Annotated in this window: 19 protein-coding genes; 13 read left to right on the top strand and 6 right to left on the bottom strand. The window is 62.8% G+C overall.

The window, feature by feature from the left end:
• The first annotated feature begins 54 nt into the window (after window positions 1-54).
• The 10 genes from WDB91_RS14140 to WDB91_RS14095 all read left to right on the top strand — a co-directional run bounded on the left by WDB91_RS14140 (window position 55) and on the right by WDB91_RS14095 (window position 11,109).
• Complete coding sequence (locus WDB91_RS14140) at window positions 55-1,101, top strand: ABC transporter ATP-binding protein (protein ID WP_339114839.1); 1,047 nt, start codon at window positions 55-57, stop codon at window positions 1,099-1,101.
• A gap of 97 nt (window positions 1,102-1,198) precedes the next feature.
• Entirely contained in the window at window positions 1,199-2,311 is a 1,113-nt protein-coding gene (locus WDB91_RS14135; protein WP_339114838.1) for an ABC transporter substrate-binding protein, read from the top strand.
• A 53-nt stretch (window positions 2,312-2,364) separates the two neighbouring features.
• Complete coding sequence (locus WDB91_RS14130; RefSeq protein WP_339114837.1) at window positions 2,365-3,174, top strand: ABC transporter permease; 810 nt, start codon at window positions 2,365-2,367, stop codon at window positions 3,172-3,174.
• Window positions 3,171-3,983, top strand: coding sequence for an ABC transporter permease (locus tag WDB91_RS14125; RefSeq protein WP_339114836.1), 813 nt, complete (start codon window positions 3,171-3,173; stop codon window positions 3,981-3,983). The genes WDB91_RS14130 and WDB91_RS14125 overlap by 4 nt, the downstream gene beginning before the upstream one ends.
• Before the next feature lie 36 nt (window positions 3,984-4,019).
• Window positions 4,020-5,180, top strand: coding sequence for an acyl-CoA dehydrogenase family protein (locus WDB91_RS14120; protein ID WP_339114835.1), 1,161 nt, complete (start codon window positions 4,020-4,022; stop codon window positions 5,178-5,180).
• A 3-nt stretch (window positions 5,181-5,183) separates the two neighbouring features.
• Window positions 5,184-7,235, top strand: coding sequence for an acetate--CoA ligase family protein (locus WDB91_RS14115; protein ID WP_339114834.1), 2,052 nt, complete (start codon window positions 5,184-5,186; stop codon window positions 7,233-7,235).
• Window positions 7,232-8,017 (top strand): carnitinyl-CoA dehydratase, encoded by a 786-nt coding sequence (locus WDB91_RS14110; RefSeq protein WP_339114833.1) that lies wholly within the window; start codon window positions 7,232-7,234, stop codon window positions 8,015-8,017. The genes WDB91_RS14115 and WDB91_RS14110 overlap by 4 nt, the downstream gene beginning before the upstream one ends.
• Before the next feature lie 9 nt (window positions 8,018-8,026).
• Entirely contained in the window at window positions 8,027-8,947 is a 921-nt protein-coding gene (locus WDB91_RS14105; RefSeq protein ID WP_339114832.1) for a 3-keto-5-aminohexanoate cleavage protein, read from the top strand.
• On the top strand, window positions 8,944-10,362 hold the full coding sequence (locus WDB91_RS14100; protein ID WP_339114831.1) for a carnitine 3-dehydrogenase: 1,419 nt from the start codon (window positions 8,944-8,946) through the stop codon (window positions 10,360-10,362). Before WDB91_RS14105 ends, WDB91_RS14100 begins: the two co-directional genes overlap by 4 nt.
• Before the next feature lie 12 nt (window positions 10,363-10,374).
• Window positions 10,375-11,109, top strand: coding sequence for a class II aldolase/adducin family protein (locus WDB91_RS14095; protein WP_339114830.1), 735 nt, complete (start codon window positions 10,375-10,377; stop codon window positions 11,107-11,109).
• Window positions 11,110-11,142: 33 nt separating this feature from the next.
• Here the strand turns inward: WDB91_RS14095 and WDB91_RS14090 are convergent, their stop codons facing one another.
• From WDB91_RS14090 to WDB91_RS14065, 6 genes are all read right to left on the bottom strand, one after another.
• Window positions 11,143-12,162: an NAD(P)-dependent alcohol dehydrogenase gene (locus tag WDB91_RS14090; protein ID WP_339114829.1), complete on the bottom strand. Its 1,020-nt coding sequence runs from the start codon at window positions 12,160-12,162 to the stop codon at window positions 11,143-11,145.
• A 182-nt stretch (window positions 12,163-12,344) separates the two neighbouring features.
• The gene (locus WDB91_RS14085; RefSeq protein WP_339114828.1) at window positions 12,345-13,841 is read right to left on the bottom strand and encodes a sodium:solute symporter family protein; all 1,497 of its coding nucleotides are present in this window, start codon (window positions 13,839-13,841) and stop codon (window positions 12,345-12,347) included.
• Window positions 13,838-14,026: a hypothetical protein gene (locus WDB91_RS14080; protein ID WP_339114827.1), complete on the bottom strand. Its 189-nt coding sequence runs from the start codon at window positions 14,024-14,026 to the stop codon at window positions 13,838-13,840. Before WDB91_RS14080 ends, WDB91_RS14085 begins: the two co-directional genes overlap by 4 nt.
• A 57-nt stretch (window positions 14,027-14,083) precedes the next feature.
• A complete protein-coding gene (locus WDB91_RS14075; protein WP_339114826.1) occupies window positions 14,084-15,226 on the bottom strand; it encodes an FAD-dependent monooxygenase in 1,143 nt (380 codons plus the stop codon).
• Between the two features lie 188 nt (window positions 15,227-15,414).
• The gene (locus tag WDB91_RS14070) at window positions 15,415-18,876 is read right to left on the bottom strand and encodes a molybdopterin cofactor-binding domain-containing protein (RefSeq protein WP_339114825.1); all 3,462 of its coding nucleotides are present in this window, start codon (window positions 18,874-18,876) and stop codon (window positions 15,415-15,417) included.
• The gene (locus WDB91_RS14065) at window positions 18,869-19,372 is read right to left on the bottom strand and encodes a (2Fe-2S)-binding protein (protein WP_339114824.1); all 504 of its coding nucleotides are present in this window, start codon (window positions 19,370-19,372) and stop codon (window positions 18,869-18,871) included. The genes WDB91_RS14070 and WDB91_RS14065 overlap by 8 nt, the downstream gene beginning before the upstream one ends.
• 301 nt (window positions 19,373-19,673) lie before the next feature.
• On the opposite strand from WDB91_RS14065, the gene WDB91_RS14060 reads away from it, so the two are divergent.
• The 3 genes from WDB91_RS14060 (at window position 19,674) to WDB91_RS14050 (ending at window position 21,836) form a co-directional block, all read left to right on the top strand.
• Window positions 19,674-20,108, top strand: a complete 435-nt coding sequence (locus WDB91_RS14060) for a MarR family transcriptional regulator (protein WP_339114823.1) — start codon at window positions 19,674-19,676, stop codon at window positions 20,106-20,108.
• Window positions 20,109-20,111: 3 nt separating this feature from the next.
• Window positions 20,112-20,786, top strand: coding sequence for a TetR/AcrR family transcriptional regulator (locus WDB91_RS14055; protein ID WP_339114822.1), 675 nt, complete (start codon window positions 20,112-20,114; stop codon window positions 20,784-20,786).
• A 267-nt stretch (window positions 20,787-21,053) separates the two neighbouring features.
• Window positions 21,054-21,836, top strand: coding sequence for an alpha/beta hydrolase (locus WDB91_RS14050; protein WP_339114821.1), 783 nt, complete (start codon window positions 21,054-21,056; stop codon window positions 21,834-21,836).
• Window positions 21,837-21,845 lie beyond the last annotated feature (9 nt).

Here is a 21,845-nt window from a genome sequence, read left to right as displayed (position 1 = left end):
TTCAATTGCACATTATCGACTCTAATTACTAAGCTTAACCAACAAAGGACAGCATTGGAAAGCGAGGCGATTGTGGCAAGCACAACGCAGATCGAAGCATGTTCGGTCACCAAAACTTTCGGAAAATTCGCGGCGCTCCGCGATATTTCCCTGACCATCGCCGAAGGCGAATTCCTGTCGCTGTTGGGGCCTTCAGGCTCGGGCAAGACCACGTTTCTGACCTTACTGGGTGGCTATGAGGCCGTAACCTCGGGCCAGTTGCTGTTCGAGGGGCAGGACATGACCGGGTGGTCGGCCAAAGAACGAGCATTCGGCATGGTGTTTCAGGGCTATGCCCTGTTCCCGCATCTGACAGTGGCCGAAAACATCGCTTTTCCGCTGAAGGTGCAGAAACGGTCCAAGGCCCGGATCGATGCCCGCGTGGCCGAGATGATCGAGCTGGTGGGCCTTGCCGGACATGCGCATAAGAAGCCTTCCGCCTTGTCGGGCGGACAGCAGCAACGGGTCGCACTGGCGCGGGCACTGGCCTACGAGCCCAAGGTTCTGTTGCTCGATGAACCTTTCTCCGCGCTCGACAAGAACCTACGCGGCCAGATGCAGGAAGAGCTGCGGCGTCTTCACCGCGATCTCGGCACCACTTTTGTTTTCGTGACCCATGATCAGGAAGAGGCGCTGGCGCTGTCGACCCGTATCGCGATTTTCAATCATGGGCATTTACAGCAGATCGGCACGCCGGACGAGGTCTACGAGCGGCCAGCCAACCGGTTCACAGCCGAATTTCTGGGCGATATCAATATTCTGTCTTTGCAAGGTGGCAACATCACCGGCTCCGCGATCACCGCCCCGCCCCATGCGCAAGGCAACGGCCATCTGGCCATCCGCCCCGAACATATGCGCTTGGCGCAAGATTACGATACGAACCGCCTGCCGACCACCGTACGTGACCGCGTCTATCTGGGCGCGAAATCGCGGCTCCTTCTGGCAACGGGTGCGGGCGAGGAGTTGATCCTCTATTTCGACAACGGTCCCGGAGAGACACCGCCCGCCCCTGGTGCGACGCTCGAGGTCACATGGGACCCGCGCGACAGTTTCGCCGTCTGACCTCCGTCTCCCATCACCAATTTCTCCCGATCCGGAATGCCCTGGCGTTCCGGAAAGGCTCTTCTCATCCCGAACTCCTCAACAGAAAGGTACCGCCTTGAACAGCCATTTCCAGAACGATTGCGTCGAGATTTTGAAAGAGCGTGCAGCCAAGGGCCAGATTTCGCGCCGTCAGATGCTTCAGGGCATGGCCGCCCTTCTGGGCACGAGCGCACTCAGTCTGGGGGCCACGCAGGCCCGCGCCGCGGATGGCAAGCTGGTATTCGTCAATTGGGGCGGCGATGCCCTAGACGCGATGCAAGAGGCCTTCGGCCAACCCTTTACCGCCGAGAGCGGCATTCAGGTGCTCTATGACGGGTCCGGCCCTACCGAAGGCGCAATCACCGCACAGGTCACCGGTGGCAACCCGACATGGGATCTGGTTGATGCCGATCCCTTTACCTCACAGGCACTGGGCCGCAAAGGCATGATGGAGAAAATCGACTATACTATTGTCGATCCGACCAAACAGCGCGAAGGCTTCCAGTGGGACTATTCCTCGTCATGCTATTTCTATTCCTATGTCATCGCCTATGACGCGACCCAGTTCGACACGCCGCCGACCTCGCTCAAGGATTTCTTCGATACCGATAACTTCCCCGGCAAGCGGGCGATGTATAAATGGGGCGCGGGCATGTGGGAGGCCGCGTTATTGGCCGATGGCGTCGCCCCTGCCGATCTCTATCCGCTGGACCTCGATCGTGCCCATGCAAAGATCGAAGGATTTAAAGACCATATCGGGGCCTTCTGGGGTGGTGGTGCGGAGAGCCAGTCTCTGCTGCTGAACGGCGATGTCTCGATGGCCCTGATCTGGAACACCCGGGCGAGTCTGCTGGACAAGGATACCGAGGGCGAGATCACCTTTACCTTCCAGGATGGCATTATCGGACCTGGCGGGATCGGTGTGCTCAAGGGCAATCCGGGTGGGACGGAAGAGGCGATGCGCTACATCGCCGCGACGCAGGATCCGGCACGTCAGGCGAAGTTCTTCGAACTTATGGGCAATGGGCCGTCCAACCCTGCCGCCGATAGCCTGATCCCCGAAGAGCTGCGCCACTACAATCCGATGGACCCAGAGAACCTGCCCAAACAGGTCGCCCTGAATACCGATTGGTACGAGGAAAACTATGCCTCGGCGCTGGATGCCTATCTGCAACTGATCTCCGCCTGATCCTGACACTGCTGCCCGCGCTTTGATGGCACGGGCAGCCTAAAGGAGCCTCCATGCGCCCTACCCTCTTTCTGATTTGCCCGGTGCTGCTGTTTCTCGGGCTAAGTTACCTATTGCCGTTTCTTGGCATCGTGCAGCTCAGCTTCACCGATCCCCAGCCGGGCCTGGCGCAATACCGCCATGTCCTGAGCGACCCGCTCACGCTGGCCGTCATCTGGCGCACATTGCGGCTATGTATCATCGTAACCGTCGTCTCGGTCGGCTGCGCCTATATCATCACGCTCCTATGGGTGCGCGGCACTCCTGTCATACGGTTACTGACAGAGTTATGCATCATGATCCCGTTCTGGATCTCGGTCCTTAGCCGCGCCTTCGGGTGGTTGTCGCTTCTGTCCAATCGCGGCTTGATCAACACATGGCTCAAGGATGCAGGCCTGATCGATGCCTCCATCCAGATGACTCGCAACGAATTTGCGGTGGTGGTGGGTATGGCGCATTACCTTATTCCCTTTGCCGTCTTTCCGCTGGCAACGGCCATGCGCAATGTCGATGAACGGGTGCTGACGGCAGCCGACGGGATGGGCGCATCACGGCTGCGGATCTTCTGGCAGATCTTCCTCCCGATGACGGGGAACGGGATCATCGGTGCGACCCTTCTGGTCTTCGTGTTTTCCATCGGCTTTTACGTCACGCCCGCACTTCTGGGCGGGGGCCAATCGGTGCTGCTGGCCGAGCTGATCTATCTGTGGATCTTCCAGATGCCGCAATGGGGCATGGCAGCCGCGCTCAGTGTCGTCATGATGATCGCGGTGGGCGGCATCCTCGTTGCACTGATGCGCCGCAACGCGGAGATTGCCAAATGACCGGTCTACGCCCCGGCCGTCTGGCCACACTGCTCTGCGGTCTTGTCGCCGTATTCCTGCTGATGCCCCTGATCGCGGTGGTGCCGGTCAGCTTCACCTCGAAACGCTACCTGTCCCTTCCCGATGGTGACTGGTCATGGCGCCACTATGCCGCGCTGTTTTCCGATCCCGACTGGGGCCGTAGCCTGTGGACCTCGATCGAGGTGGGAGTGCTGGCCAGCAGCTTGTCGGTGGTGCTGGCCACGGCCTTCTGCCTCGGGCTGTGGATGATGCGCCCGCGCTTTGGCGGACTGATGACAGGCTTTGTCCTGCTGCCGATGGTGGCGCCCCCCGTCGTCTCATCGCTGACACTCTACTTCTTCCTCAACAAGCTGTCGCAATGGAACAGCCTGATTGGCTATGACACATTGGGCGGGGTGGTGTTGGCCCATACAGTCATGGTCGTCCCCTATGCCGTGATTGTGGTCATGGTCTCGCTCGGCCAGCTGGACCGGCGCATGGATCTGGCTGCGCAATCGATGGGGGCCAGCGTGCCTACCCGTATCTTCGGAATTATCCTGCCCAATATCCGGTTCGGTCTGCTGGGCGCCTTCGTGATGTCCTTTCTGTTCAGCTGGGACGAGATCGGTGTCACGCTCTTTGTCACCTCGGTCAATACCATCACCTTGCCCCGTCGCATGTGGATGGGCCTGCGCGACAATGTCGATCCCTCCATCGCCTCCCTCTCGGTGCTGTTGATCCTTGTGGTCGCCGCCATCGTGATCGGCCGCGCCGCCTTCGCGATGCGCGCCGCTCGCTCCCGTCGCTAAACCTCTTCGAAAACCCAATCAATACGAGGGTAAATCATGAATTTCGGTCTGACCGATGAACAGGAGATGATCGTCTCCACCGTCCGCAGTTTCGTGGAAAACGAGATCTATCCGCACGAGACACTTGTCGAACGCACCGGTGAGGTCCCTGCCGAGATCGGACAGGAGATCAAGCGCAAGTGCATGGATCTGGGGTTCTATGCCTCGAACTTTCCTGAAAGCGTAGGCGGCCCGGGACTGAGCCATGTCGATTTCGCGCTGGTCGAGCGTGAGTTGGGCCGCGGCTCGATGGCGCTGACACATTTCTTCGGCCGTCCGCAGAACATCCTGATGGCCTGCAAGGGCGAGCAGATCGAGAAATACCTGCTTCCGGCAGTGCGCGGCGAGAAGATGGATGCGCTGGCAATGACCGAACCCGATGCCGGATCGGATGTGCGCGGCATGAAATGTCAGGCGGTGCGCGATGGCGGCGACTGGGTGGTAAATGGCTCCAAGCATTTCATCTCGGGCGCGGAACATGCCGATTTCGTCATCGTCTTCATCGCAACCGGCGTCGATGACACCCCGCGCGGCCCGAAAAAACGCATCACCTGTTTCCTTGTCGATCGCGGCACACCGGGCTTCGAGATCGCGCGCGGCTATAATTCGGTCTCCCATCGCGGCTATAAGAACTCGATCCTCTATTTCGACAATTGCCGCCTGTCGGATGCGCAGGTTCTGGGCGAGGTCGATGGCGGATTCGATGTGATGAACGAATGGCTCTATGCCACCCGCATCACCGTGGCCACCAACTCGGTCGGGCGGGCGCGCCGCGTCTTCGACCATGCGCTGTCCTATGCCGCCGAGCGCAAACAGTTCGGTCAGGCCATCGGCAAGTTCCAGGGCGTGAGCTTCCAGCTGGCCGATATGATCACCGAGATCGATGCCGCCGATATGCTGACCCTGTCCTCGGCATGGCGCCTCGATCAGGGCCTGCCCGCCAACCGCGAGATCGCCTCCGCCAAAGTCTATGCCTCGGAGATGCTGGCCCGTGTAACCGATGCCGCGCTGCAGATCCATGGCGGGATGGGGTTGATGGACGAATTACCCATCGAGCGCTTCTGGCGCGATGCCCGCGTGGAACGCATCTGGGACGGCACCTCCGAGATCCAGCGCCACATTATCAGCCGCGAGCTACTTCGCCCCTTGGGAGCCTGACCCATGCAGCCGCTCAGCCGTCTCTTTTCCCCGACCTCCATCGCCATAATCGGCGGCGGGATCTGGTGTGAAGCCGTCATCCGTCAATGCCGCGCAACCGGATTTACCGGAGAGATCTGGCCCGTCCACCCCAAGAAAGACAGGATGGGGGGCCTGCCGACCTATCCCGATCTGGCAGCGCTTCCGGGTCGGCCCGATGCCGCTTTCATCGGCGTCAACCGTATGCTGACGGTCGAGGTGGTGCGCGAGCTGGCGCAGATGGGCTGTGGCGGCGCGGTCTGCTTTGCCGCAGGGTTCAGCGAGGCGGTCTCCGAGCTGGCCGACGGGGCCGACTTGCAGGCGCAGCTGGTCGAGGCAGCAGGAGCCATGCGGGTTCTCGGCCCCAATTGCTACGGCGTGGTCAATGCCCTGGACCGCATGGCCCTCTGGCCCGACCGCCATGGCATGACCGCGCTCGAAAGCGGTGTGGCGGTGATTGGTCAGTCCTCCAACGTGCTGATAAATCTCACCATGCAGCGTCGTGGTCTGCCGCTGGCGGTGGTGGCGGCCGCAGGCAATCAGGCGCAGACCTCGATGTCCGATCTGGGTATGGCGCTTCTGGATGATCCCCGTATCACCGCGTTAGGGCTGCATATCGAAGGGATCGGTGACCTGCCCGCCTTCGAGGCGCTGGCCGAGCATGCGGCCCTTCTGGGGAAGCCGATCGTGGCTCTCAGGGTCGGGACATCGGAACAGGCGCAGGCGGCGGCGGTGTCCCATACCGCATCCCTCACCGGATCGGACGCGGGCGCGCGGGCGCTCTTCAAACGTCTCGGGATTGCGCAGGTTGAAAGCCCGACAGAGCTGGTTGAGACCCTCAAGATCCTGCATGTAACGGGCGGGCTGTCCTCGGCCCGGATTGCCTCTGCGTCCTGTTCGGGCGGCGAGGCATCGCTCATGGCCGATATGGGCGAAGGTGCCGGCATTGTTTATCCCGCCCTGACAGAGGGCCAGAAGGCCCGCCTGCGCGAGGCGCTCGGCCCCAAGGTGGCGCTCGCCAACCCATTGGATTATAACACCTATATCTGGGGAGATGAGACCGCGCTCGAGGCGACCTTTACCGCGCTCTGCCCCGCCGAGGCCGAACTCGGACTTGGCTGCGTGGTGGTGGATTATCCGCGCACCGACCGTTTCGAGGCACCAGATTACGATCAGGTCCTGCGGGCCGTCGCCGCCACCAAAGCCGCCACCGGCACGCCGATGGCGCTTGTCTCGCTCATGGCAGAAGGGCTGCCCGAGAGCGTGGCGCAGGAGGCCATCGAATTGGGGATCGTGCCGCTTTGCGGAATGAGCGATGCACTGGCCGCGATAAAGGCCGCCTCGATGGGAAGCGAGCGCGCCAATAGCCGGCCAGATCCGGTGACACTGCCACTCAATGGCCAAGGCACAGCGAGGGTTTTCTCCGAGGCCGAGGCCAAGGGGGTCCTGGCCCGCGCGGGATTGCACGTGCCCAAAGCCTTCCGCGCGCCCACACCACAGGCCGCAGCCGAACATGCGAGCGCGATCGGCTTTCCGGTGGTGCTGAAGGGGGAAGGCATCGCCCATAAAACCGAGGCTGGCGCAGTGGTGCTGGGACTTGGAAGCGCCGAGGCCGTTTACGCGGCTGCCAATGCCATGCCTGCCCAAAGCTTCTTGGTCGAGGAAATGGTCACCGGAACGGTGGCCGAACTGATCGTGGGCGTGATCCGGGACCCCGCGCATGGCTATGTGCTGACTCTGGGTCTGGGAGGCATCCTGACCGAACTGATCCGCGACACCGCCTCGCTTCTGGTCCCCGCATGCCGCGCGGATGTCGCCGAGGCACTCGGCTCATTGCGCACCGGCGCGCTGTTATCGGGCTATCGTGGACGGCCTGCCGCCGATCGCGAGGCGGTGCTTGATGCCGTAATGGCCCTGCAGGGGCTGGTGCAAGCCCATGCCGACAGCCTGCATGAAATCGAAATCAATCCGCTGATGTGCGGCCCCTCGGGGGCGATTGCGGCGGATGCACTTATCAGAATGGAAGACCACGCATGACCCAATCGAATGTGTTGACCGAGCGCCGTGGTGCGGTGCTCGAGGTGACCCTCAACCGCCCCAAGGCCAATGCGATCGACATGGCAACCTCGCGCGAGCTGGGCGAGATCTTCACCGAATTCCGCGATGATCCCGAATTGCGGGTGGCGATCCTAACCGCACAGGGCGAGAAGTTCTTCTGCCCGGGCTGGGATCTGAAGGCGGCGGCAGGCGGCGAGGCGGCGGACGGAGATTATGGCAAGGGTGGCTTTGGTGGCCTGCAAGAGCTGCGCGGGCTCAACAAGCCGGTGATCGCCGCCGTAAACGGCATCGCGTGTGGCGGTGGGCTGGAGCTGGCAATCAGCGCCGATATCATCCTTGCCGCCGATCATGCGACCTTCGCTCTGCCCGAGATCCATTCGGGGACCGTGGCCGATGCGGCAACGCTGAAGCTGCCCAAGCGCATCCCCTATCATATCGCGATGGAGCTTCTCTTTACGGGCCGCTGGTTCGACGCCGAGGAGGCGCATCGGTGGGGGCTGATCAACCGCATCCTGCCTGCCGCCCAGCTGATGGAAGAGGCGCGCCGAATGGCCGACGAGCTGGCCGCAGGCCCGCCCCTCGTTTTCGCCGCGATCAAGGAAATCGCCCGCGAAGCGGAGAATATGAAGTTTCAGGATGCGCTCAACCGCATCAACGCCAGCCAGTTCGAGACGGTGGAAAAGCTCTACCGCTCGGAAGACCAGAAAGAGGGCGCGCGCGCCTTTGCCGAAAAACGCGATCCGGTCTGGAAGGGCCGGTAAGGAGATCCCATGCCGCTAGAGATGAACCGCAAGCTGTTTCTGACCGCCGCCATCACCGGCGCCGGTGCCACGCAGGACAAAAGCCGCCTTGTGCCACGCTCGGCCCGCGAGATCGCGGACGCTGCCATCGAAGCCGCGAAAGCGGGCGCCGCGATCGTGCATTGCCATGTGCGCGACCCCGAAACCGGCGCGCCCTGCCGCGACCGCGCCTATTTCCGCGAACTCACTGACCGGATCCGTTCGTCTGAGACCGATGTGGTGCTGAACCTGACCGCAGGCACGGGCGGCGATCTGACCTTCGGTCCCGTCGAGGACCCGCTGGCGCTCAATCAGGCCGAAACCGATATGACGGGCGCGACCGAACGCATGGCCCATATCCGCGACTGCCTGCCCGAGATCTGCACGCTTGATTGCGGCTCGATGAATTTCGGCGATGGCGACTATGTCATGACCAATACCACCAATATGCTGCGCGCCATGGGCCGGCAGATGACCGATCTGGGCGTCAAGCCCGAGATCGAGGCTTTTGATACCGGCCATCTGTGGTTTGCCAAGCAACTGGTAAAGGAAGGCGTTCTGGACGATCCGGCACTGGTGCAGCTCTGCATGGGGGTGCCGTGGGGCGCGCCCAATGATCTCAATACCTTCATGGCGATGGTCAATAATGTTCCCTCGAACTGGACTTGGTCGGCCTTCAGCCTTGGCCGCGACCAGATGCCCTATGTGGCGGCAGCGGCGCTGGCGGGCGGCAATGTGCGCGTGGGGCTCGAGGATAACCTCTATCTCGAGCGCGGCGTGATGGCCACGAATGCGCAGCTTGTCGAGAAAGCCGCCAACCTGCTAAGCACGATGGGAGCCTCGCTGATGGGGCCTGACGAGGTCCGCGCCCAGCTTGGTCTGGTCAAACGCGATATGCCGGTGCCCGCATGAAGGCCGCGATCATTGGTGGTGGCGTCATTGGCGGCGGCTGGGCGGCGCGGTTCTTGCTCAACGGCTGGGATGTGGCTCTCTTTGACCCCGACCCTGAGGCCGAGCGCAAGATCGCGGAGGTGCTGGCCAATGCCCGCGCTGCGCTGCCCGCGATCTATGACCGCGCGCTGCCTCCCGAGGGGCGTTTGAGCTTTGCGCCGTCCATCGCCGAAGCCGTGGCGGACGCGGATTGGGTGCAGGAGAGCGTCTCAGAACGGATCGATCTGAAACATAAGGTCTATGCCGAGATCGCGGAGGCCCTGCCCGAAAGGGGCTTCATCGCCTCTTCGACCTCCGGCTTCAAAGCCTCCGATCTGGCGGCCAAAGGCGCGCCGGTGGTTGTGGTGCATCCGTTCAATCCCGTATACCTTCTGCCACTTGTCGAACTGTCGGGGCAGGCAACCCTGCGCGACAAGGCCCGCCCCGTGATTGAGGCCATCGGGATGTATCCGCTCGATCTCAACGTAGAAATCGATGCGTTCATCGGCAACCGCCTTCAGGAAGCGGTCTGGCGCGAGGCGCTGTGGATGCTCAAGGACGGGATCGCCACGACCGCCGAGATCGACGAGGCGATCCGCATGGGGTTCGGGCTGCGTTACGCCCAGATGGGGCTGTTCGAGACCTACCGGATTGCGGGCGGCGAGGCGGGGATGGAAAGCTATTTCGCGCAATTCGGCCCCTCGCTGCATTGGCCATGGTCAAAGCTCACCGATGTCCCCGATCTCGACGCGGCGCTTGTCAAAAAGATCAGCGCCCAATCCGAAGCGCAATCGGGCCATAGGAGCATCCGCGAACTGGAGCGCCTGCGCGACGATAATCTGGTGGCCATTCTGCGCGGGCTGCGCCTGAGCGGCAGCGGCGCGGGGGGCGTGGTGCTGGCGCATGAGGCGAGCCTGCCGCCTCTGGGCGAAAGGGACGGGCTTCCGGTCACGGCCTGCCGCTCGGTGCCGGTAACATGGACCGATTACAACGGCCATATGAACGAGGCCGCGTATCTGGAGCTGGGCACTTGGGCCACTGACGCGCTGATGCAGCTGATCGGCGCCGATGCCGGATATGTGGCCGCGGGAAAGAGCTTTTTTACCGTCGATACACGCATCCGCTATCTGGCCGAGACGAAACGCGGCGAGCGGCTGGAGGTCACGACACAGGTGCTTGAGGGCGAGGGCAAGAAGATGAAGCTGTTCCACCGGGTCTATGGTGAAAGCGGCGCGCTTGCAGCCACGATCGAGACATTGCTGCTCCATACCGATCTGACCACCCGCCGCGCCTGCCCGCCCTGCGCGGCGGTGGCGCAAAAACTTGCCGCGCTCGCACAGGCGCATATGACAATCCCTGCACCCGGCGCTGGCGGTGCGGTTGGCCAAAGAGATTAAGGAGTGCCCGACATGTCCCCCGAAGAGAAAAAGACCCGCGAGGATCTGGCCGCCTGTTACCGGCTGGCCGCCAAGCACCGGCTGACTGACCATATCTATACCCATATCACCGCCCGTGTGCCGGGCGAGGAGGGGCATTTCCTGATCAACCCCTATGGCTGGCTCTGGGAAGAGATCACCGCCTCCTCGCTGGTGAAGATCGACACCGAGGGCAACAAGGTCGATGGCAGCCCGCACCGGGTCAATCCGGCGGGGTTCACCATCCATTCGGCGGTGCATATGAACCGCCATGATGCCGCATGGATCATGCATACCCATACCCGCGCAGGCGTCGCGGTGTCCTGCATGGAAGAGGGGCTGATGCCGCTCAACCAGATCTCGCTGCAATTCCACAACCGTATCGCCTATCATGATTTCGAGGGCATTGCGCTGGATCTGGCGGAACGTGAGCGGATCGTGCAGGATTTCGGCACCCATCCGGTTCTGGTGCTGCGCAATCACGGGCTGATCGCTACGGGGCGCTCGGCCGCCGAGATGTTCTCCAACATGTTCTATCTCGAGCGCGCCTGCGAGATCCAGATCGCGGCCACCTCGTCGGGGCGCCCGTTGCGCCTCATCGATGATGCGATGGCCGATCGCGTCTATCAGCAGACCGTGCAGATGCTGGAGGAGGACGGTGATCTGCCCCTTGAATGGGACGCCCATTTGCGCTCGATCCAGGGCAAGGGCACGGATTACCGCCTCTAAGGCGCGCACCCTGACGGGAGCGCGCCTGCAGGATCAGCTTTCGGGCGAGAGCGTCACGCAGATCTTGCCGAAATGTGCCCCGCTTTCCTGATGGCGGAAGGCATTTGCCAGCTCTTCCAGCGGGAAGGTCCGGTCGATGACCGGCGTGATGTCCAGTGCCTCAAGCGCCTTCACGAAATCGAGCTGATGCTGGCGGGAGCCGACGATCAGCCCCTGAAGGCGCTGCTGTTTGCGCATGAGGGTGGCGGTCGGGATCTCGCCGCTAATGCCCGTCAGCACACCGATCAGGGCAAGATGCGCTCCCGCGCGGCCCGCCGCGATAGATTGTGCAAGCGTCGCCGGACCGCCGACCTCGACCACCAGATCGACCCCGCGCCCGCCCGTCAGGCGCACCATCTCCGCGCCCCAGTCCGGCGTCTTGCGGTAATTGATCACATGATCGGCGCCCAGTTCCTTCAGCTGCGCCATCTTCGCCTCCGACGAGGTGGTCGCGAGAACCGTGGCCCCCATCGCCTTCGCCAGCTGCAGCGCATAGATCGAGACACCACCCGTGCCCAGCACGGCCACCGTATCGCCTGCCTTCAGCCCGCCATCGACCACCAGCGCCCGCCATGCCGTCAGACCGGCGGTCGTGATGGTGGCGGCCTGCGCGTGGCTCCAGCCCTTTGGCGCGGGGGTGAACCAGTTAGCCGGACGCGTCACCGCCTCGCGGGCATAGCCATCGATCCCGTCACCCGGCACGCGCGAGAAATCCGAAGGCCGCGCCACACCATCCTGCCAGTCGGGGAAGAAACAGGCCACCACATGATCGCCCACTGCATATTCTTGCACGCCTTCACCCACGGCCAAGACCACACCCGCACCGTCAGCCATCGGAACACGCCCGTCCGCGGCCCCGTTTTCCGCCGAGCAAACGCGATAATCGTGGAAGTTCAGCGATGTGGCATGCAGCCGCACGGTGATCTCGCCCGCCTGCGGGGCGCGGGGCTCGGGCACCTCGGCCAGCACCAGTCTGTCGAGCCCGCCCGGGGCCTTTATGCTCATCTGCTTCATCTTGGTCCTCGATCCTTGTTCGGGCAGAGTATAGCGCGCGTGACGCATCCGGCCATGCGGCTGCCGCGAAGACAGGCCCGGTTCTGTGCGCTGGATGCGTCCATAGACCGGATAGCCAAAATGAAAAAGGCCGCCCCCTTTTGCGGAGGGCGGCCATCACTGGTTACCAACGAGGGGCGGGGTTATTCGCCCGCGACCGCGCGCGCGGTGGCCATCGACGCCGGAGCCTCATCGACGAAACCGTCGATCGCCTCTCCTGCGGCGCGCTTGGTGACAAGGCTGACCCCCACAAAGAGGAGCGCCGCGACCGGCAGGCTGAGGATGCCCGCATTCAGCCCGAAGAGCGAATTGCCCGACAGATACATCCACAGGACAAAGATCACGCCGCCGACGATGGAGACGAGCGCCCCTGCCGCCGTTCCGCGCTTCCAGAAGAAGGCGCCGATGATGGCGGGCACGACCACGATCAAGCCGACGGAAGCCGCAACTGACAGGATCGAGATCATCGAGATCTGGAGCGAGGAGAAGATCAGCGCGAGGATCGAGATCACGGGGATGACGAATTTGCCGATCTTCAGCTGCTGCGCATCATCTGCCTTGCCCGACAGATTGCCATAGACATCGCGGGCAAAGACCGAGGACAGCGTCAGCAGGATCGAGTCGATGGTCGAAACGGCCGCCGCCAGAATGCCCACCATCACCACCACGCCCAAAACCGGCGGCACATACTCCGACGACAGCAGTGTGGCCGTCGCGAGATCGGGCTTTTCCAGATCGGGGAAGGCGACGAAGGCCGAGAAGCCCCAGATCACCGATACGACCGTATAGATCAGACCGAAGCACAGGAAGATCAGCAACATACGACGCAGCGCGCCCATGGATTCGGGCATGAAGAGCCGCTGGCTGACCTGCGGGTTGGAGATCGAGAAGAAGAACCACGGAATGGTCAGGCCAAGGAAGGTCTGGAAGGAGAAGAGGCCCGGCCCCGGCACCTGCAGCATCGAAGGCTTGCGCTCGGAAATGGTGGCGAACATCTCGCCGAACCCACCCAGCTTGGAGACCACGATGGCACCGACCAGAACGGAGGCCACGATCATCACCAGCGCCTGCAGGCTATCGGTCCACATGACGGAACGGATACCCGCGACATAGGAGAAGAAGATCGCCAGCACGGTCGCGATCACGATGCCCACACCAAAACTGATCCCGCCACCGGTCATGCCCGACAGCAGATACCCCACACCCGAGAGCTGCACCGCCGAATAGGGGATCAGGAAGATCAGGCTGGTCAGCCCTGCGGCCACGGCCACCCAGCGCGAGCCATAGCGCTTCCCCAGCATCTCGGAAGGCGTCACGAAATCGTATTTCTTGCCCGCGCGCCAGAAGCGCGGCCCGAAGATCGCCACCAGCGACACACCCGCGAAATAGACGATCTCGAAGCCCAATGCGCCGACGCCGCCCTTATAGGTCAGGCCCGCAAGCCCCACCATCATGAAGGCCGAATAGGTCGTCGCCGAATAGCTGAGCGCCGATACAAGCCCACCCATATGGCGCCCGCCCAGGAAATAGCCCGACATGGTCGCACTGCCCTCCTCGGCGCCACCGCGCGAGAGATAGGCCACCACACAAGACAGCGCGATATAGATCACGATGCCCCAGATCACGAGAGAAAGCGTCATTGCGCATCCTCCTTGCCAAAGCCCGCCGTCGCGACCGCGTTCAGCACGATGACGGCCAGACCCGCCACTATCCAGAAGAGGAAGCTGCCATACCATGCAGCGACCTGTCCGATTATGAGATATGGCACCGCGTAGCAGGCCAATACCACCAGTGCCATCAGCACCAGAGCTGTTTTGCGTGACATCTGTTTCCCTGTTGTTTGTTATGTCAGCGGGGCCACTCCCTCCGGCCCCGCCAGTGTTCAGCCCAGTTCGACCGTTAGCGGGTCATAGGCATATACCCATGCCGGATCTTCGGGGTTTTTCAACCATGTATTGGCATTGGAGATGGTCTGCACCTTGGTGGCGCGTTCCTTGCGGGTATTTTCGTAAAGCTTGAACGCGGTCGCGTAATCCTCGGTGCCGGTCTCGACCAGACAGCGCGTCAGCACGGCGGCATCTTCGATCGCCATGCACGCGCCCTGCGCCATATGCGGGCGCATCGGATGGCACGCATCGCCCAGCATCACCAGACGCCCGCGCGACCACAGGCCCATCGGGTCGCGGTTCCAGAACGGCCATTTGGTCACCGTCTCGGTTGCGTCGATCAGCCCCTGCACCATCTTGTGCGAACCGCCGAAGATCGCCTCCATCTCCTCGCGCGAGCTATCGACGAAGGAGGTCTCGTGTTCCCAGGCATCGACCGGAACGCCGGTCACATAGTAATATTCTGAACCGTCGTTCTTGGTAGCATAGGCCATGATATGGCGCGAATGCTCCCACCACCATTTCACGCAGCGCTCGTATTCCAGACCCGTCGCGCGCAGTTTGTCCATATTGACCAGCGCCCGATGCCCGACCCAGCCCGAGAAACGCGGCTTCTCGACGCCCAGCAGTCGCTCGCGGATCTTGGAGTTGATCCCGTCGGCCCCGATCACCAGCTTAGCCTCGACCTTTTTACCGTTGGCGAAGGTCAGAAGAACATGATCGTCACGTTCCTCGAGATCCTCCAGACGGTGGTCGAAATGCACGCGGCTCTGGTCCAGCGCCTCGATCTGCACGGCATGCATGTCGCCGCGGTGGATGGTGATATAGGGCGCGCCATATTCCTTCAGCGCATAGTCGCCCAGCGGGATCTCCGAGAGATATTCGCCCGTATTCCCGTCGCGCGAGAACCAGTGCGAGGGATGCGAGCCGATCTTGGCAAGCGTGTCCTCCAGCCCGATCTGGCGGAAGATCTTCATGACATTGGGGCCGATATGGATACCCGCACCGAGACGGGTGAATTCGGGCGCCTGCTCGAAGCAATGGGCGGTGAACCCCGCATTATCCAGAAGCGCTGCAGCGGCTGCCCCGCCGAGGCCCGCACCGATGACGGCAATGTCGATCTGTTCGGTGGTGCTCATGGTGAAATCCTCAACTGTGTTTTCTATTTATGTTTGTGCACAAACAATATTTGTAAGTCATCAAATTAAACTGGTTTCTGAGCCATATGATTTTATACCGGAGCTATTGCATATTTTACGGGCAGATCTGGCGACAGATGATCCAAAGTTGATCGTTATTATACAAACATATTTCCGCGACATGCGGCTCAGGGTGTCCATGGCGCGAGATTGGGTGCAAACCGCGCGCGCAGATAATCGGCAAGTCCGGTGATCTGCTCTGTGGACAGCTCGCCCCCGAAGGCGGGCATATCGCGCAGCGGCAATGACAGCGGTGCCTCGATCCCGCCATGGATCACGGTTTCCAGCGGCTTGCGCGAAGGCGCGCGGATCGCCATCGAGTGCGACAGATCCACCTGCGCCGCGGTCAGCCCGCCTTCAAGACCGGGTGTGTGGCAGCTGGCACAGGCCGAGCGGAAGAGCACAGCCGACGGGCCTGCGGCCATCTCGGGCGCCAGTTGGGCCTTCATATCGGGCGCAGGCCTTGCCGGCCCCGCAATATCGGCCAGATATGTCGCCATGGCTTTGATGTCGGTATCGGGCAGCGCGGTCAGGCTCTCCACCACCTCGCCCATCGGACCCGAGGCGCTCGCCAGCCCCGCCGCATGGCCGCCCCGCAGATAGGCGTAAAGGCTCGCCTCGTCCCAGCCGCGGTTCGCACCCGCAAGAGGCGGGGCATACCAGCCATCCACCTCGGCGCCGCTCAGCGCCTTGGTGCCCTTGGCCTCGCCCCCCAACAGATCGCGCGGGCTGTGGCAGGCCGAGCAATGGCCCGCCCCCTCCACCAGATATTTCCCGCGGTTCCAGTCCGCGGACTGCGCCGGATCGGCTTTGAACGGCGCGGGGTCCAGATAGAGCGCGTTCCAGACCGCATTGACAGGGCGCAGGTTGACCGGTGCCAGCATCTGCGCCTTGGGCACCTCTGCCTTCTGCGCCGGTAGCGTCTGCAGATAGGCGTAAAGCGCGAACATATCGTCAGGCGTGATCTTGGCGAAGGCCGTATAGGGGAAGGCAGGATAGAGGTTATGCCCCTCGCGCGAGATGCCCTTGCGCATCGCACGGTCAAAGGCGGCAAAGGACCAGTTGCCCAGCCCCGTCTCGGGATCAGGGGTCAGATTGGTGGTATAGACCGTGCCAAAGGGCGTCTCCATGGCGCGGCCGCCGGTATTGGGCAGCCCCCCTTCCGCCGTATGACAGACCGCACAATCGCCCGCCGCAAAGACCTGCGCGCCTTGCGCGATGAGATCTTCGGAGAAGGACGAGGCAGGCGGTGCCGCCTGCGGCGGGATGGCGCGGGCCATCGGCATCGCCACGGCCCCGAGCGTCATCACCCCCGCCACCGAGGCTGCAAGCGTGGCCCCGATCTTGGCAAAACGTCTGACCGGAGGCTGCGGTCTTGCGGCAGGGGCCGCGAGCCCCAGCAGCTCGCGCTGGCCCTGCGGCAGGGCCTCCAGCCCCGCACGCACGCGATCGGGGGTAAAGGGCGCCTCGCGCAGACGCAGGCCGGTTGCGTCGAAAATCGCGTTGGCGATGGCAGCGGCGGCCGGAACGGCGGCGCTTTCGCCCACCCCCAATGCCGGATCCTCGGGCCGCTCGATCAGCACCGAGCGCACCTCGGGCAGCTTGTCGAAACTCTGCATCGGATAATTGGCCCAGCTTTGCGGCACGGGGGCTATGGCCTCGAAAGAGACCTCCTCCTGCAGCACGCGGCTGGTGGTCTGCATCACATTCCCATGGATCTGCGCCTTCACGCCCTCGGGGTTGATGACCAGCCCCTGATCCTGGCCCACCAGCACCCGCGACAGCGTCACCTCGCCAGTGACCACGTCTACCGCCACATCACAGACCCAGACCGCCGAGGCCGCCGCCGTGCCGGGGAAAGTGCCATGCACATAGGCGGCATAGGCAAAGCCGCGCCCATAGGCCATGCGCCCCTCGCGGCGCAGCTGCGGCCCCTGTTTAGGCTCCCAGCCCGCCTCCTCGGCGGTGCGCTGGATCAGGCTGCGGGCGCGCGGATCCTCCAGATGGCGCAGGCGGAACGCGACAGGATCCTCGCCCGCCTCATAGGCCATCTCGTCCATGAAGGATTCATGGGCGAAGGTATTGGGCAGCGCCGAGACACCGCGCATCCATGCCGCGCGCACCAGCGGCGCCATGTCATGCACTGTGATCCGCTTGTTGGGCACCTCATAGGGCGGGATGATGGTCCGGTCGCCCATATCGGAGGGGCGCGGCTCGGGGGTGATCATCCCCGTCAACAGCAGCGAGAGATTCGGGCCGCGATTGGAGGGATACCATGTATCGAGCGCATAGGCATGCAGGCTGCCCGCCTTCAAGCCACCCTCGACCTCCATCAGCTGCGCCGCACCGCGCGGCTCCCACATATGTTCCTGCGCACGGGTCAGCTGCACCCGCACCGGCCGCCCCAAGGCGCGCGCCAGTAATAACGCATCGCCACAGACATCATCGGCACAGTTGCGGCCATAGCAGCCCGCCGCCTGCAAACGGCGGATCTCGATAGTGGCGGGGTCGAGCCCTGTCAGAACCCCCAGATCGCCCTGCAGCATATGCGGGTTCTGGGTGCCCGACCAGATAATTGGCTTTCCGTCATTCCAGTCGGCCACGGCACAGGATGGCCCCATGGACCCGTGCAGATGGTAGGGCCAGACATAGCGGCGGCTGAAGCTCCTGTCGCTCTCGGCAAGCCCCTTGCTGAAATCGCCGCTCTCGTCCAGCCGCCGCGGCGTGGACGGCGCCTCTTTCAGCGCACTGGCCAGATCACCTGTCTGCGGACCAACGGGCGGCGCGCGCCAGCGCACCGGCAGCGCCTCGGCCAGATCCTTCGCCTGCGGCGCGGTCTCGGCCACAACGGCCAGAAAATCGCCCTGCCGCACCACGGCGATAAAACCGGCGTGGCCCGCGATGGCCGCCTCGTCATAGGAGATCAGGCTGCGGCCCACAAACTCGCCGCTATCGCGCCCCGCATAGGGCGGGCGGATGACATGGCCATGCACCATCCCCGCCAGCTTGAAATCCTGAATATAGGTAAAATCGCCCCGCACTTTTTGCGGTAGATCGCGCCGCCGCACGGGCTGGCCCACCAGCCGGTATTCCGAGGGCGCCTTGACGGGGATCTCGGGGTCGAGCCGCATCACCGTGTCGCGCCCCGCGACGATCCGGGCATAAGAGATCGACCGGTCGCCCCAGATCACGGCGCCGTCACGGGTGACCACCTCGGCCACGGGCGCATTCAGCTGACGTGCGCCCTCGCCTGCCAGAAACTGGCGCAGCTGGGCCGCCGCGCGGCGCAGCGGCCATGCCGCGACCTGAATCGTCTCCGAGGCGATCGTCGGACCTTGATTGGGGGTTGTCGCGGTATCCCCCAGCACGATGCGCACCTGCGACATCGACAGATCCAGCTCCTCGGCCATGATCTGCGCAAGCGCCGTCTCGATACCGGTGCCCAGATCGACATGGCCGTTGAACCCGCAGGCATGGCCATCGGCGGTGATCATGACATGAGTGATCCGGCCCTCGGCGCGATCCTCGAAGACCGAGATCTGGCCGATGCCCTGTGTCTGCACGTCCAGCAGTGCCATATCCTCAGCCATGGGACACCTCCCGCGCGTCGGCCATCAGCCGCGCGGCCTGCTCGACCGACTCGATGATTTCCTGATGGGTCCCGCAGCGGCAGATATTATCGCGCAGCGCCTCGCGGATGCGGGCACGGTCAGGTGCGGGCTCCTGCGCCAGAAGCGCACAAGCCGTCATCACCATCCCGTTCAGGCAATAGCCGCATTGGGCGCCCTGTTTTTCCACGAAAGCCTGCTGGACCGGATGCAGCCGGTCACCCTCGGCCAACCCTTCGAGCGTGGTCACCTCGGCCCCGTCCACCCGTGCCGCCCGCAACACACAGGCCCGCGCGATCTTGCCATCGACCAGCACCGAACAGGCCCCGCATTGCGCACGACCACAGCCATATTTCGGCCCGCGAAGCCGGAAGACATCGCGTAACACGTCCAGAAGCAGATCCTTCGGACCGGCTTCGATACTGACGGGCGCTCCGTTGAGACGGAACCGCGTGAGTGTGGACTGTGCGGTAGACATGGGGAGACCTTCCTGGTTCGATCCCCTGACGCAAACGCAAGTTTTGAGTGCATACAAACAAATATAGGGGACAGATGTGGCTTTCCCCACGACCCCTGTAAGGAATGGGTGTTTTATAGGCATACCAACAGCAAACTGCCCGCAATCTGCACAATAAATATGTTGGCGCAGGCCGGCCTAAAAGCCTCGCTCCGGCTTCGCCAGCTTGCAAATTCAGAACCCGCGCCGGTAACGCATTGCATCAGCGGGAAATTCATTGGATTGTATCCCTAACAACGACTTTTCCGCTCAGGATCGCGCGATGCCCCCACTCGAAGAAGACCAAGACTACAAGCTGGACGAGCAGGTGGGCTTCGCGCTACGCAAAGCCTATCAACGCCATATGACGATCTTCTCCGAGCACAATCCGGGCGGGCTGACCTCCATGCAGTTCTCCACGCTCTACCGTCTGGCGATGGAACCGGGACCGGTCTCGCAGAACGCGCTGGGACGTCTTGTGGCGATGGATGCCGCCACAACCAAAGGCGTTGTCACGCGGTTGCAGGCACGCGGCCTGATCAAAAGCGAAAAGGATCAGGTCGACAAGCGGCGCTACAATCTGAGCACAACCGAAGAGGGGCGCGCATTGCTGCAACAGACCCTGCCGGTCATGAAACAGATCACCGCCGATACGCTGGCGCCGCTCAACGCCGCCGAATCCGCGATGCTCTTGAACCTTCTGTCGCGGATCAGCTGACCTATGCCCCAGCCGCCCCGCAGGAGAGGACGCCCGAAGGCCGGCCCGCCGGAGATGGGCGGTGGCGCGGGGCTGCGCGGGAACATCCTCGATCAGGCCGAACTGGCCTTTGCGGCGCAGGGATATGCAGGCACCGGACTGCGCGAGATCGCGCAGCGGGCCGGTGTGGATCAGGCGCTCCTGCGCTATTATTTCGGCTCGAAACAGGATCTGTTCGATGCGGTCTTCACCCGTCGTGGAGGTGTGCTTTCGCACCGCCGCATAGCGCTGCTGGAGGCCTGTCTTGCGCAGGGCCCGACCGTCGAGACCCTTGTCGAGGCCTATCTGCAACCGCAATGGGATATGAAGCATAGCGGCCCGAACGGTCAGGCCTTTCTCCAACTGCAGGCCCGCATCCATGCCGAGCCCGAAGCCCATGCGCTGGAATTGCGTCGCGAGGTCTATGACCCGTCGCTCAAACGCTATATCGCCGCACTCTCTGCCTGCCTGCCCGATCTGCCGCGTAGCGTTCTGGCAACCCGCATGGCCTTTCTGGTGGGCGCCTATCTCTTTATCCTCAACGATCTGGGCCGACTCAGCGATCTGATCGAGGATGGTGGCGCACGAACGGATGATAGCCACACGCTGCGCGCGCTCGTGTCCTTCCTCTCCGCCGGCCTGAGGGCGCCCGTTAATTAGGCGCCTTGCCCGATTTACGCATAAATTCCGCCCGAAACTCCATCAGCTCCTAATTCATATGTATGCAAATGATGTTTTTAGTTATTCATCAGATGAAGAATTCATATGGATAAGGAAGGCATCGCGACCTCATGGACCATGTTGAAGGTGCTCGGCCACGAGACCCGCGTGGCGGTGCACTGCCGTCCAGCGCGTCCTGAAACGGACGCTTACTGAACTTATGGGCGCCCCGCTGCGGGCACCCGCGCCGGAGATAAGGAGACCCACATGGGCTTTGGCTATAACATCCACGCGAATGGCATCCGCCAGCACCTGATCCGCCATGATGGGCCTGCGGGCGCGAAACAGCTGCTTCTGGTGCCGGGGATCACCTCTCCCGCGATCACCTGGGATTTCGTGGCCGAACGTCTGGCCGGGAAATACGAGGTGCATGTGCTCGATGTGCGCGGTCGCGGCCTCTCGGAGACCGGCGATCTGGATTACACGCTTGATGCGATGGCCAAGGATGCGATTGCGGTAGCCAAGACCATGAATGACCCGATCATCATGGGCCATTCGATGGGGGCCCGTGTGGCGATCCGCGCCAATGCCATTGACCCGCAGGCGTTTTCGGGCTTCCTGCTGATCGATCCGCCGATGTCCGGCCCGATGCGCCGCGCCTATCCCTCGAAATGGCCGTGGTATGGCGACAGCATCGTAATGGCGGCCAAGGGCTGTTCGGCCGAGGATATGCGCGCCTACTGCGCGACATGGACCGACGAGCAGCTGGCCCTGCGTGCCGAGTGGCTGCATACCTGCAACTGGGGCGCGATCCGTCAGGCCTTCGACGGCTTCCACACCGATGACATCCATCAGGACATCCCCAAAATCACCAAACCCGCGCGTCTGGTGATTGCCGGCGGCGCGAGTGTGGTGGATGCGGCCGATCAGGCCGAGGTGGCAGATCTGAACCCCGCCATCGAACAACGCATCGTGCCCGATGCCGGCCATATGATCCCGTGGGACAGCCTCGACGGCTTCCTCGACGCGGTCATGGATTTCAACGCCTAAGACAGGACA

The sequence above is a fragment of the Thioclava sp. GXIMD2076 genome, from assembly GCF_037949795.1.
GTDB lineage: Bacteria > Pseudomonadota > Alphaproteobacteria > Rhodobacterales > Rhodobacteraceae > Thioclava > Thioclava kandeliae.
Note: the sequence above shows the minus strand (reverse complement) of the source record. Positions and strands in the feature narration are given on the sequence as shown.